General features: G+C 74.9%; 11 protein-coding genes and 2 pseudogenes. 12 read left to right on the forward strand and 1 reads right to left on the reverse strand.

Annotated features, from left to right (window positions below; all coding sequences use genetic code 11):
• Positions 1-136: 136 nt before the first annotated feature.
• The 11 genes and pseudogenes from U6N30_RS13315 to U6N30_RS13365 all read left to right on the forward strand — a co-directional run bounded on the left by U6N30_RS13315 (position 137) and on the right by U6N30_RS13365 (position 10594).
• A complete protein-coding gene (locus U6N30_RS13315; protein WP_324277641.1) occupies positions 137-550 on the forward strand; it encodes a hypothetical protein in 414 nt (137 codons plus the stop codon).
• Positions 517-1323 (forward strand): putative cytokinetic ring protein SteA, encoded by an 807-nt coding sequence (gene steA / locus U6N30_RS13320; protein WP_324277642.1) that lies wholly within the window; start codon positions 517-519, stop codon positions 1321-1323. Before U6N30_RS13315 ends, steA begins: the two co-directional genes overlap by 34 nt.
• Positions 1320-2267 (forward strand): copper transporter, encoded by a 948-nt coding sequence (locus tag U6N30_RS13325; RefSeq protein ID WP_324277643.1) that lies wholly within the window; start codon positions 1320-1322, stop codon positions 2265-2267. The genes steA and U6N30_RS13325 overlap by 4 nt, the downstream gene beginning before the upstream one ends.
• Positions 2264-3028 (forward strand): hypothetical protein, encoded by a 765-nt coding sequence (locus U6N30_RS13330; protein WP_324277644.1) that lies wholly within the window; start codon positions 2264-2266, stop codon positions 3026-3028. The genes U6N30_RS13325 and U6N30_RS13330 overlap by 4 nt, the downstream gene beginning before the upstream one ends.
• A gap of 255 nt (positions 3029-3283) precedes the next feature.
• Positions 3284-4770: pseudogene (murJ, locus tag U6N30_RS13335) on the forward strand (murein biosynthesis integral membrane protein MurJ).
• Entirely contained in the window at positions 4763-5920 is a 1158-nt protein-coding gene (locus U6N30_RS13340) for a glycosyltransferase family 4 protein (protein WP_324277645.1), read from the forward strand. The pseudogene murJ and the gene U6N30_RS13340 overlap by 8 nt, the downstream one beginning before the upstream one ends.
• Positions 5921-6086: 166 nt before the next feature.
• Positions 6087-6860: a hypothetical protein gene (locus U6N30_RS13345; protein ID WP_324277646.1), complete on the forward strand. Its 774-nt coding sequence runs from the start codon at positions 6087-6089 to the stop codon at positions 6858-6860.
• Entirely contained in the window at positions 6824-7027 is a 204-nt protein-coding gene (locus U6N30_RS13350; RefSeq protein WP_324277647.1) for a hypothetical protein, read from the forward strand. The genes U6N30_RS13345 and U6N30_RS13350 overlap by 37 nt, the downstream gene beginning before the upstream one ends.
• Positions 7006-8061 carry a hypothetical protein gene (locus tag U6N30_RS13355; RefSeq protein WP_324277648.1) on the forward strand — a complete coding sequence of 352 codons (1056 nt, stop codon included), beginning with the start codon at positions 7006-7008 and terminating at the stop codon, positions 8059-8061. The genes U6N30_RS13350 and U6N30_RS13355 overlap by 22 nt, the downstream gene beginning before the upstream one ends.
• A gap of 190 nt (positions 8062-8251) precedes the next feature.
• Positions 8252-9988 carry a CTP synthase gene (locus tag U6N30_RS13360; protein WP_324277649.1) on the forward strand — a complete coding sequence of 579 codons (1737 nt, stop codon included), beginning with the start codon at positions 8252-8254 and terminating at the stop codon, positions 9986-9988.
• A gap of 102 nt (positions 9989-10090) precedes the next feature.
• A complete protein-coding gene (locus U6N30_RS13365; RefSeq protein ID WP_324278288.1) occupies positions 10091-10594 on the forward strand; it encodes an NUDIX hydrolase in 504 nt (167 codons plus the stop codon).
• Positions 10595-10675: 81 nt separating this feature from the next.
• Here the strand turns inward: U6N30_RS13365 and U6N30_RS13370 are convergent, their stop codons facing one another.
• Positions 10676-11299: a hypothetical protein gene (locus U6N30_RS13370; RefSeq protein ID WP_324277650.1), complete on the reverse strand. Its 624-nt coding sequence runs from the start codon at positions 11297-11299 to the stop codon at positions 10676-10678.
• A 272-nt stretch (positions 11300-11571) separates the two neighbouring features.
• On the opposite strand from U6N30_RS13370, the pseudogene ald reads away from it, so the two are divergent.
• Positions 11572-12686 (forward strand): annotated as a pseudogene (gene ald / locus U6N30_RS13375) (alanine dehydrogenase).
• The last annotated feature ends 6 nt before the right edge of the window (positions 12687-12692 follow it).

The following is a 12692-nucleotide window of genomic DNA, read 5'->3' on the forward strand; positions in this document are numbered from 1 at the left end:
ACGGTCCCGCTCAGCCACCGGAGCGGCCGGAGCGGGCGTGTCGCTCCCACCGTGGTGTCGGACACGGTGCGTCACTGAGGGTCGCGCACGCGCGTCGGACGACCAGCAGTTCAACCCATCGTGAAAGAGTCGGCGCATGCGCATCGGCACCCTGCGGCGCGGCCGGGGACAGGACGCCGGGCCCGGTGTCTCCGGCACCGTCCGGCTGGACCGCCGCACGAAGAACCTCACCAAGCGGCTCCAACCCGGCGACATCGCCGTCATCGACCACGTCGACATCGACCGGGTCAGCGCGGACGCGCTGGTCGGGTGCAGGGTCGCCGCGGTCGTGAACGCCGCCCCCAGCATCTCCGGCCGCTATCCCAACCTCGGCCCCGAGATCCTCATCAACGCCGGCATCACGCTGCTGGACGACGTCGGCAAGGACGTCTTCGCGCGTGTCAAGGAAGGCGCGCACCTCCGGCTGGACGGCAACCAGCTGCTCACCGACGAGGGCGAGGTGCTCGCCGAGGGCGCGTGCACGACCGGCCCTCGGTCGCGATGGCGATGACCGAGGCCAAGGCGGGGCTGTCCACGCAGCTCGAGGCGTTCGCCACCAACACCATGGAGTACATGAAGCGGGAGCGCGCGCTCCTGCTCGACGGGGTCGGCGTCCCCGACGTCGCCACGCAGATCGACGGCCGGCACGTCCTGGTCGTCGTCCGTGGCTACGACTACAAGGAGGACCTCGCGGCCCTCCGCCCCTACATCCGCGACTACCGGCCGGTGCTCATCGGCGTCGACGGCGGCGCCGACGCGCTGCGCGAGGCCGGCTACCAGCCCGACATGATCGTCGGTGACATGGACTCGGTGAGCGACGACTCCCTCACCTGCGGCGCCGAGGTGGTCGTGCACGCCTACGCCGACGGCCGGGCGCCGGGTCTGGCCCGTGTGCAGGACCTCGGGGTCGAGGCGATCACCTTCCCGGCGTCGGCCACCAGCGAGGACATCGCCATGCTGCTCGCCGACGAGAAGGGCGCCACCCTGATCGTCGCCGTGGGCACGCACGCCACCCTCGTCGAGTTCCTCGACAAGGGCCGTGGCGGAATGGCCTCCACCTTCCTCACCCGGCTCCGCCTGGGCGGCAAGCTCGTCGACGCCAAGGGCGTCAGCCGGCTCTACCGCAGCCGCATCTCCACCGCCGCGCTGGTGGTGCTCGTGCTCGCCGCGTTCCTGGCCATCGGGTCGGCGCTGGCGGTGTCCGCGGCCGGGCGCGTGTACATCGACCTCCTGCTCGACCAATGGAACAGCTTCATGTTCTGGTTGGAGAACCTCTTCTCGTGATCGACTTCCGCTATCACCTGGTCTCGCTGATCGCCGTCTTCCTGGCCGTCGCGCTGGGCATCATCATCGGCACCACCGCGCTCAACGAGCCGATCCTCGCCGACATCGAGAACCAGGTCGCCGACCTGCAGGAGGACAAGCGCTCGCTGGAGGACCAGACGCAGCGGCTCCAGGCACGGCTGGACACCACCGAGGCGTTCGAGCAGGCCGTCGGCCCCGCCCTGGTCAACGGGACGCTGACCGACCAGCGCGTCCTGCTCGTGAGCACGAACGAGGACGTCGACCCGGAGACGGTCGAGCAGGTGACGGCCCTCATCGGCGAGGCCGGTGGCCGGGTGACCGGGGCGGTGTCCGTCCTCCCCGCCTACACCGACCCGTCCACGGCCTCGAGCCTGCAGAGCTACGCCACCGGCGGAGGTCTGCCCGCGGGCATCGAGCTGCCGACGACCGACGACGCCGGCCAGCTGGTCGCCAGCCTGCTCGCGCAGGTCCTCATGGTGTCCGAGGAGGGTGTGGTCCCGGAGGCGGCCGCCGTCTCCTCCGTCCTCTCCGGGCTCACGTCGCTCGAGGTGCTCTCGCTGGACACCGACGACGTCGCGCCGGCCGACTACGCGGTCGTCCTGACCGCCGGCACCTTCACCGGCGACGGGGCCGCCGACCGCAACGAGACCCTGGTGGAGCTCGTCTCCGCGCTGGACCGCGCGGGTTCCGGTGCCGTCGTCGCCGGCGACGCCGAATCCGCGGGCGACGACGGCCTGGTCGGCACCATCCGGGCCGATCCCGACCTCTCGGCGGCGGTCTCCACCGTGGACAACCTGTCCGCCGCGGCGGGCCGGATCAGCACCGTGCTGGCGCTGACGGCCGAGGGCGAGGGCACCTCCGGCAAGTACGGGACCGGGCAGGACACCCAGCCGGTGCCCCCGGTGCCCGCCGCCGTCCCGTGAGCGGGCGCACCGGGACGCGGCCGGTCGCGCGCACGGTCCGGTCGGCGCTGGTGGGAGCGGTGGCCGCGCGCACGGCGCTGGCCGCCGCGGCCGCGCTCGACGGCCGACCGCTCGGGGCGCCGTGGCGCCGGATGAACTACGCGGGGCGGCCGGTGACCCTGCTGGGCGGGCCGGCGCTGGCAGCGTCCGCCACGGCGTCGGCGGTGCTCGGCGCTCCTCCCGGAACGCGGACGGCGGCCGCGGTCGTCGGCGCCGTCTCCGGCCTGGTCGGGGCGTACGACGACCTCGCCGGTGCCCGCCCGGACCAGGCCCGCGACAAGGGGCTGGCCGGCCATTTCGCCGCCCTGCGGGCCGGCCGGGTCTCGGCAGGGGCGGTCAAGGTGGCGGGGATCGGGGCAGCGGCTGCGGCTGCTGCCGCGCTCACCCGCCGCGGCGCCGGTGCGGGAGCACTCCTCGACGGAGTGCTCACCACCGGCCTGGTGGCCGGGACGGCGAACCTGGTCAACCTGCTGGACCTGCGGCCGGGCCGCGCGGGGAAGGCCGGAGTGCTGGCCGCCGCGGCCGGTCTCGGCGGGCCGGGCGGCGGGCTGGTCGCCGGCCCCTCGGCGCTGCTCTCGCGATCCTGCCGGCCGACCTGGGCGAGCGGGTCATGCTCGGCGACTCCGGCGCGAACGCCCTCGGTGCGCTGCTCGGGCTGCGGCTCGCCACGATCCCGGCGCGCGCTCCCCGAGCCGGGCTGCTGGCCGCCGTGGTGGCGCTGACGCTGGCCAGCGAGAAGGTCAGCTTCACGAAGGTCATCGAGGCCACCCCGGGACTGCGCGAACTGGACCGTCTCGGCCGCCGTCCGTCGTGAACCGCCGCACGGTGGTGCAGGGGTCGCCGGGGCCGCCGCCCTGATCGCCGTCCTCACCCTGCTGGCCCGGCTCGCCGGCTTCGGCCGCACCCTCGTCCTCACCAACACCGTCGGTGCCGACAGCACCGGCGACACGTACCAGGCCGCCAACACGGTTCCCAACATCGTGTTCGAGGTGGTCGCCGGGGGCGCGCTGGCCAGCCTCGTCGTCCCGATGCTGGCGGGCGGGATCGCCGCCGGGAACCGGGAGCAGGTACGCCGGACGGCGTCGGCGCTCCTGGGCTGGACGTTGCTGGTCCTGACGCCCCTGGCGGTGGCGATCGCCGTGCTGGCCGAACCGATCGCCCGGCTGCTCCTCGGCGGCGACGACGAGGCCGAGGTGGCGCTCGCCGCCCGCTTCCTGCTGGTCTTCGCCCCCAGGTGGTCCTCTACGGCATCGGCATCGTGCTCACCGGCGTCCTCCAGGCCCATCGGCGGTTCGCGGGGCCGGCCATCGCGCCGCTGCTGTCCAGCCTCGTCGTCGCGGGTGCCTACCTGACCTTCGCCGCCATCGGCGGCGCCCGGAAGGTCGAGGACCTGTCCCGGCCCGCGGAGCTGGTCCTCGGGGTGGGGACGACGCTCGGCGTGGTCGCACTGAGCCTGAGCCTGCTCGTCCCGATGCGGGGGCTGCGGCTCGGGCTGCGGCCGGCGCTGCGCTTCCCGGTGGGGGCGGCCCCGCGCGTGCGGCGGCTGGCGCTGGCCGGCGTCCTCACCCTCGCCGGGCAGCAGCTGCTGGCGGCCGTCGCCATCCGGCTCGCCTCGGACGGACCCGACGGCACGCTGATCGTCTACGCCGCGGGACTGACCCTCTTCCTCGTCCCGTGGGCGGCGCTCGCGGTGCCCCTGGCCACCTCGGCCTACCCCGGCCTGAGCGAGCGCGCCGACGCCGGCGACGACGGGGGTACCGCAGGGCCCTGGCGCCGGTGGCGGTGCTGGTCCTCGCCGCCTCGGCGGTCGCGGCGGCCCTGCTGGTCGCCGTGGCCGGCCCGATGGCGCGCGTCTTCCTGGCCACCGCAGCAGACGCGCAGGTCGGCGCGCTGCGCGACACGATCGTCGCCTTCGCGCCCGGACTGCCCGGATACGCCCTCGTCGCGCTGCTCACCCGGGCGCTGTACGCGCGGGGGCTCTGGAGGGCGCCGACCGTCTGCGTGGTCGGGGGTGGCTGGTCGCCGTCGCCGCCGACGTGGTGCTGGCCCGCGCGCTGCCGATCGAGGACCGGGGCATGGCGCTCGGCGCCGGGCACAGCATCGGTGTCGTCGTGGCCGGAGTCGGGCTGTTGCTCGTGGTGTCCCGTACCGCCGGCCCCGGAGCCCTGGCCGGCGTCCTCGCACCGGCGCTGCGGCGCTGACCGGATCCGTCCTCGGGGCCGGGCTGGGACTGCTCGTCATCCGCGCCATGGGTGCCGACCCGGTGCCCGGAGGGCTCGCAGTGGCGGTCGCGGGCGGCCTGACCGGGGCAGGGCTGGTGCTGGCCGTCGCGCTGAGCGTCATGATGGTCACGGCACGCCGCCCCTGGCCGAGGCGTGGGCTGCCCTGCGGGCACCGGAGCGCCCGGTGCCGGCCGAACCGACCGGACCCGACCGAGGACCGACAGGAGGTGCCCGGTGACTGAGCGGTCGCCCCTGCACGGCCGCCACGTCGTCGAGGTGCTCGCCACCAGCGCGGGCGGGGTCGGCAGCCACATCCGGACGATCGTCCCGGCGATCCGCGCCGCCGGTGCCAGCGTCCGGGTCTGCGGCGCGCCCGCGACGGAGGAGCTGTTCGGCTTCACGGCCGTGGGCGCCGACTTCCGGCCGGTGGGCATCTCCAGCGGCCTCGCGCCGCTGGCCGACAGCCGCGCGGTCCTCCAGCTCCGGCAGGCCGCCGCCGGCGCGGAGCTGCTGCACGCCCACGGCCTTCGGGCCGGCCTGGTCGCCGCGGCGGCCCGCCACGTGTCCGGCGACCGCACCCGCCCGCTGGTGCTGACCTTGCACAACGCCCTGCAGGAGAGCTCCGGGCCCAGGCAGCGCCTCCTCCGGGCGATCGAGGGGACGACCATCCGTTCGGCCGATCTGGTGCTGGCGGTGTCCGGCGACCTCGCCGAGAACGCTCGCCGGCTCGGCGCGCGCGACGTCCGGGTGGTGCCTGCGCTCGCCCCGCCGCGGCCACCGGCGGAACGCTCCCGGGACGAGGTGCGGGAGGAGCTGGGCCTCGACGCCGGACGCCCCCTCGTCGTGGCCGTGGGCCGGCTGCACCCGCAGAAGGGCTACGACGTCCTCCTCGACGCCGTGGCGCGGTGGGAGGCCGAGGCCCGCCTCCAGCAGGCGCCGCTGGTGGCCATCGCCGGGGACGGGCCGCTCGAGGACGAGCTCGCGGCGCGCATCCGCGCACAGCGCCTGCCCGTGCTGCTGCTCGGTCGCCGCTCGGACGTCGCCGACCTGCTCGGCGCCGCCGACCTGTGCGTCCTGCCCTCGCGCTGGGAGGGCAGTCCGTTCACCGGGCAGGAGGCGCTCCGGGCCGGGACGCCGCTGATCGCCACCCGCGCCGGGGGTATGCCCGACCTGTTCGGCAGCGCCGCCGCCTTCGTCCCGGTGGGCGACGCCGCCGCCCTGGCCGACGCCGTCGTGCAGGTCCTCACCGATCCCGAGCGAGCGGCCGAGCTGTCCGCCGCCGGGCCACGGCAGGCCGCCGGCTGGCCGGACGAGGAGGCGGCCGGCCGGCGCATCGCCGCCGTCTACCGCGAGCTCCTCGGGGCGCCCGGGCCGGAGGACCGGCAGCGATGAGGCCTGCCGCGCGCACGACGGTGCTGCTGACCGTCCTGCTCGCGCTGCTCCTCGGCGTCATCGGCCCCGCGGCCGCCCGAGGTGACGCCGGCGCGGGTGAGGACTGGACCGCTGACTCCGTCGTGGTCGTCGGGGTGCCGGGCCTGACCTGGGGGACGTCGACCCCGTGGGCACGCCCGCGTTGTGGGCGCTCGCCGGTGACGCCACGATCGGCGCGCTCTCCGTGCGCGCCGCCCGCGGCACGACCTGCGTGCTCGACGGCTGGGCGACGCTGGGCGCGGGCAACCGGGCCCGGGTCCCCGGCCCGGACGACGGGCTGCCTCCGGTGCCGCTCCCGACGGTCCCGCTGCCCGGGGACGAGGGAACGCCGCAGCCCCCGGGCGCCGACGGCGAGCCGGCTCCGGAGCAGCTCTACACCTCGCTGTCCTACTGCGGGCTGCAGGAGCAGACGGCCCGCTCCGCCCTGGAGGACCCGCTCGCCACCCTGCAGCGGACGGCCGACGACGCGGGCACCCGCCGGTTCGGCGCGGAGCCCGGGGCGCTCGGGCAGGCGGTGGGCTGCGCGTCGGTCTCCGGCCGCGCGGCGACCCTGGCGGTCGCCGCCCCCGGCGTGGAGCTCGACCGGGTCGACGGGCTGCCGTCGGACCCGGGCGAGCTGGCGGAGGTGCTCGGTGGCTGCCCGCTCACCCTGGTCTCCCTGGACCACCTGACCGACGCCGGGAGGCCCGGGGTCGAGAAGACCGACGACGGCACCGATCCGGAGCCGCGTGCGGCCGCGCTGCGCCGGATCGACGACACGATCGGGCAGCTGCGCGCTGCGACGGCGATGCTGCCGGGGAGACGCTGCTGCTGCTCGCCGGCATCTCCGAGGTCAACGACGGGCGGCCGCAACTGCACGTCGGCATGGCCGCGGGACCCGGTTTCGGCACCGGGTGGCTGACCTCGGCGAGCACCGGGCGGGCACCGTACGGGCAGCTGATCGACGTCGCCCCGACCGTGCTGCGCGCCCTGGGTCTCGACCGGCCGTCGTCGATGAACGGGCAGCCCCTGCGGGCCGAGGGGACCGCCCGGCGCTGGAGGCCGCGGTGCAGGAGCTGCGGGACATGAACACGGCCGCGACGGTGCACCACCGGAACGTAGGCAACTTCTTCTGGATCGTGGTGTTCGTGTCCGCGCTCGTCGTCGCGGTCGGAATCGTCCTGCTCGGAGGCTGGCAGCGGCGGCCCGCACCCGCGGCGCCGGGGCCCCGCGCGCGCGGTCTGCTGCGGCTCCTGGCCCTGGTCGCCGCCGCAGTGCCCGCGGCCACCTATCTCGCCGGGCTGTTCCCCTGGGAACGTTCCGGGTCGCCCGTGCCCGCCCTCGTCGCAGCCGTCGTGGCCGCCGATGTCGTGGTCGTGGCGCTGGCGCTCGCCGGGCCCTGGCGGCGGCACCGCGTCGGCCCGCCGCTGGTGGTCCTCTCGGTCACGCTGGCCACCCTGCTGCTCGACGTGCTCACCGGTTCTCCGCTCGAGCTCAACGGGTTGCTCGGGTACGACGCCATCGTGGCCGGCCGGTTCACCGGGTACGGCAATCTCAGCTTCGGCCTGCTCTCGGTGACCGCCCTGCTGGTCACCGCCGCCGTCGCGGCCGCCGCCGGTCGCCGGGCCGGGCCCGGGCGGGCGCGTGCGGTCACCGGCGCCACCGTGATCGTGATCGGGCTGCTCACCGTCGCCGTCATCGGGGCGCCGTCGCTGGGCCGGGACTTCGGCGGCGTGCTGTCGGCGATGCCCGGCTTCCTGCTCCTCGCGATGCTCCTGACCCACGTCCGGGTGACCCTGCTGCGCTTCGCGGCGATCCTGCTCGTCGCGGTCCTGGCGGTCAGCACCGTCGCGGTGCTGGACTGGGCCGGCCCACCCGATCAGCGCAGCCACCTGGGCCGGTTCGTCGAGCAGGTGCTCACCGGCGAGGCCTGGACCGTGGTCAGCCGCAAGGCGTCGGCGAACATCGACATCCTGCTGGGCAGCCCCTGGCGTGGGTGCTGCCGGTCGCGCTCGTCGCCGCCGTCTGGCTGCTGCGTCCGGGCGGGCTGCTGCGGGGCGGGGCCGGACTGCCGGCGGCCGACGCCGTCGTCCTCCGTGCCGGGTTGCTGGCGAGCGCCCTGAGCCTGACGCTGGGGGCCGCGGTCAACGACTCCGGAGTCGCGCTCCCGGCGACGGCGGCCGTGCTGCTCGTGCCGCTGCTGGTGTGGCTGGCCGCCGGGCGAGGCTGGCAGGACACCACGTCGGGGAGTCGTCGGGTGGCGCTCCCCACTCCGGCCCGGCGGAGGGGCAGACCGTGTTACGGTCGTCTCCCGTGGATCGATCGTCGGGAACGCCTGAATCCCTGTCATCACGTGGCCTTCTGCACAACTCCCAGCCGACGAAGTACGTCTTCGTCACCGGCGGCGTTGTGTCCTCACTCGGCAAGGGGCTGACAGCGAGTTCGCTGGGCGCCCTGCTCTCCAGCCGCGGCCTCCGGGTCACGATGCAGAAGCTGGACCCCTACCTCAACGTCGATCCCGGGACGATGAACCCGTTCCAGCACGGCGAGGTCTTCGTCACCGAGGACGGCGCCGAGACCGATCTCGACGTCGGTCACTACGAGCGCTTCCTCGACATCGACCTGCACGGCCGGGCCAACGTCACCACCGGGCAGGTGTACTCCGAGGTGATCGCCAAGGAGCGACGCGGCGAGTACCTCGGTGACACCGTGCAGGTCATCCCGCACATCACCAACGAGATCAAGTCGCGGATCATGGCCGGTGGCGAGGGCCCCGAGCGGGTCGACGTCGTCATCACCGAGATCGGCGGCACCGTCGGCGACATCGAGTCGCTGCCCTTCCTCGAGGCCGCGCGCCAGGTGCGGCACGAGATCGGCCGGGACAACTGCTTCTTCCTGCACATCTCGCTGGTGCCCTACATCGCGCCGTCCGGTGAGCTGAAGACCAAGCCGACGCAGCACTCCGTGGCCGCGCTGCGCAGCATCGGCATCCAGCCCGACGCGCTGGTCTGCCGCTCCGACCGGGAGATCCCGACCGGCCTCAAGCGCAAGATCAGCCTGATGTGCGACGTCGACGCCGAGGGCGTCATCTCCTGCGCCGACGCGCCGTCCATCTACGACATCCCCAAGGTCCTGCACCGGGAGGGCCTGGACGCCTACGTCGTCCGCCGGCTCGGCCTGCCGTTCCGGGACGTCGACTGGACCGTCTGGGGTGACCTGCTCGACCGGGTGCACGCGCCCAAGGAGACGGTCACGATCGCCCTGGTCGGCAAATACATCGACCTCCCCGACGCCTACCTCTCGGTCACCGAGGCGCTGCGCGCCGGCGGGTTCGCGCACCGCAGCCGGGTGCAGATCCGCTGGGTGCCGTCGGACGACTGCGACACCCCCGAGCGGGCCGAGAAGGCGCTGGCCGGGGTCGACGGCGTCTGCGTCCCCGGCGGGTTCGGCGTCCGGGGCATCGAGGGCAAGCTCGGCGCGCTGCAGTACACCCGGGTGAACGGCATCCCGACCCTGGGCCTGTGCCTGGGCCTGCAGTGCATGGTCATCGAGTACGCCCGGGACGTGGCGGGTCTGGAGAAGGCCAACTCGGCGGAGTTCGACGCCGACACCCCCGACGCCGTCATCGCCACCATGGCCAGCCAGGTGGACGTCATCGCCGGCGAGCGGGGGCTGGGCGGCACGATGCGCCTGGGCAGCTACCCGGCGACGCTGCAGAAGGGCTCGGTGGCCGCGGCCGCCTACGGGTCGACCGAGATCACCGAGCGGCACCGGCATCGCTACGAGGTCGCCAACGCCTACCGCGACCGGCTCACCGAGGCCGGCCTGGTCTTCTCCGGCACCTCGCCCGACGGCCTGCTGGTGGAGTTCGCCGAGCTGCCCCGCGAGGCCCACCCGTTCTACGTGGGCACCCAGGCGCACCCCGAGCTCAAGAGCCGCCCGACGCGCCCGCACCCGCTGTTCGCGGCGTTCGTCCAGGCGGCGATCGACTTCCAGGAGGCGTCCCGACTCCCGGTGACCTTCGACGAGGGCGAGAAGGTCGGCATCTGATGGCGGACGGCGCGGGGACGGCGCGGCGCACGAGTACCGGGTGCTCGTCAGCGAGGCCCTCTACGAGGGCGGGTCATCTCGCTGCGCCGGGACACGGTGGCGATGCCCGGCGGCGGCGACAGCGTCCGGGAGGTCGTGTCCCACCCCGGGGCGGTGGCGGTCGTGGCCCTCGACGACGAGGACCGCGTCGTCCTGCTGCGCCAGTACCGCCATCCGGTCGGCCGGTACCTCTGGGAGCTCCCGGCCGGGCTGCGGGACGCCGACGGCGAGCCGCCGCTGGAGACGGCCAAGCGGGAGCTGGCCGAGGAGGTGCTCCTCCGCGCCGGCCGCTGGTCGCTGCTGACGCAGGTCTACAACTCGCCGGGGTTCTGCGACGAGCAGGTGCTGGTCTACCTCGCCGAGGAACTCACCGACGCGGTCCGGCCCGAGGGCTTCGTCGTGGAGCACGAGGAGCTGGACATGACCGTGGAGCGGGTTCCGCTCGCCGACGCCGTGCAGCGCGTGTTCGACGGCGACATCCGCAACTCGTCGGCGGTGGCGGGGGTGCTGGCGGCGGCGCAGGTCCGCGCCGGATCCCCGTGTCTGCGCCCGGCCGACTCGGCCTGAGGGTCGAGGGTCGGCCGCTGCGCCGGACGTTCAGCCGCGCCACGGCGCGGCTGAACGTCCGGTGCGCCGGCCACACCTGACTCAACCCGCGCGCAGCGGGTCCCCGGGCGGCAGCCGCAGGCCGAGCCGCTCGAGTTCCACCCCGCCAGGGCGCGCACCGCGGCCGGGTCGCCGGCCTGCCAGGCCGCGCCGGTACCCGCGGGGAGGGCGGCGAGCCGGGGAGCGGTGCCGTCGCGAGCGCCCGGGCGGCCAGCACGTGCAGATCGGGCGTGCCGTGGAGCAGCGCCCGGGCCGCGCCCGCATCGCGCGCCCAGCGCAGCCGCCACGGCAGCCAGCGCGCCAGCAGCCAGCCGACCGGCAGCACCACCAGGACGACGGCCAGGACCGTCGCCAGGGTGCCCACGGCGTCCTGCGCGGCCTGACCGGCACCCGAGACCGATCCGCCCGCGTCGGACAGCGCCTCGAAGGGAGCCGACAGCTCGTCGCCGACCAGGGGACGTCCTCGGCGACGCCCGCCGCCGACCCCATGTTCCCGGCGACGGACCTGCCCAGGTCCTCGACCGCCAGACCGGGCTCGGCGAGCACGAGGACCGCGCCGTGCACCACGCGCGCGATCAGCACCCACAGCACGAACCAGGCCAGCAGGCCGAGGTCCGCGGCCAGCTGCCGCGTGCGCTGCACCGGGGACGAGGCGTAGAGCTGCATCGCGGCATCCTCCGGGGTGGCGGCCGAGTGCGCAGTCGCGGTCGGCGACACGGCCGGACACCCCGAGCGCAGCGACCAGAACTGCCCACTCGCGGTCCCGGCGACGGGCGCGACCAGTCGATCGCGGCGGCCGGACACCTGCGCAGTACTCGGGTCAGGCAGTCCGCGTGCCTAGACTCCGGCCGAGGCGCGCCCCGACCGGGTCGCCCACGCCGCGGGACGGCGCTCCGTCACCCTCGGGGGTCCGGCCCGCCACGAGCAGGGAGTCGGATATGCGGGTCGGGGTTCCCCGAGAGGTCAAGAACCGCGAGTACCGGGTGGCGCTCACCCCCGCCGGTGTGACGGAACTCGTCCGCGGCGGGCACGAGGTGCTCGTCGAGCGGGGCGCGGGGAGGGGTCGTCGATCCCGGATTCCGACTACGTCGCCGCCGGGGCGGAGATCCGCGACGCCGCGGACGACGTCTGGGCCGACGCCGACCTGCTGCTCAAGGTCAAGGAGCCGATCGCCGAGGAGTACGGCCGGCTGCGCGCCGATCAGACGCTCTTCACCTACCTGCACCTCGCGGCGTCGCGGGAGTGCACCGACGCGCTGGTCGCCTCGGGCACGACGGCGATCGCCTACGAGACGGTGCAGACGGCCGACGGGGCGCTGCCCCTGCTGGCCCCCATGTCGGAGGTCGCCGGGCGGATGGCGCCCCAGGTGGGCGCGCACAGCCTCGAGCGGGCCCACGGCGGTCGTGGCGTCCTGCTCGGCGGGGTCTCCGGCGTGTACGCGGCCAAGGTCGTCGTCATCGGCGCCGGGGTCTCCGGCATGAACGCGGCGGCGATCGCTCTGGGCATGCAGGCCGAGGTCGTCGTCCTGGACCGGGACATGGAGAAGTTGCGCGCCGCGGACCGCATCTACCGCGGTCATCTGCAGACCGTCGCGTCCAACGCCTACGAGCTCGAGCGGGCGGTGCTCGACGCCGACCTGGTGATCGGTGCGGTACTCGTCCCCGGGGCGAAGGCGCCCACGCTCATCAGCAACGACCTGGTGTCGCGGATGAAGCCGGGCAGCGTGCTCGTGGACATCGCCGTCGACCAGGGTGGCTGTTTCGAGGACACCCGGCCGACGACGCACGACGACCCGACGTACCGGGTGCACGAGTCGGTCTTCTACTGCGTCGCCAACATGCCGGGGGCGGTTCCGAACACCTCGACCCACGCCCTGACCAACGTGACCCTGCCCTACGTGATGGCGCTCGCCGACGAGGGCACCGGGGCCGCGGTCCGCGCCCACCCCGCCCTGGCGCACGGCGTCAACGTCGTGGCGGGCGAGGTGGTGCTGCCGGAGGTCGCGGAGGCGCACGGCATGGCCGCCGTGCCGCTCCAGGAGGTCCTGCCCTGACGCTCA

It is taken from the genome of Blastococcus brunescens (assembly GCF_035320885.1).
GTDB classification, from domain to species: Bacteria; Actinomycetota; Actinomycetes; order Mycobacteriales; family Geodermatophilaceae; genus Blastococcus_B; species Blastococcus_B brunescens.

Excerpts from the sequence above, each read along its gene's own strand:
- U6N30_RS13315 (WP_324277641.1), top strand. The coding sequence starts at position 137 with ATGCGCATCGGCACCCTGCGGCGCGGCCGGGGACAGGACGCCGGGCCC.
- U6N30_RS13350 (WP_324277647.1), top strand. The coding sequence starts at position 6,824 with ATGGCCGCGGGACCCGGTTTCGGCACCGGGTGGCTGACCTCGGCGAGC.
- U6N30_RS13365 (WP_324278288.1), top strand. The coding sequence starts at position 10,091 with ATGCCCGGCGGCGGCGACAGCGTCCGGGAGGTCGTGTCCCACCCCGGG.
- U6N30_RS13370 (WP_324277650.1), bottom strand. The coding sequence starts at position 11,299 with ATGCAGCTCTACGCCTCGTCCCCGGTGCAGCGCACGCGGCAGCTGGCC.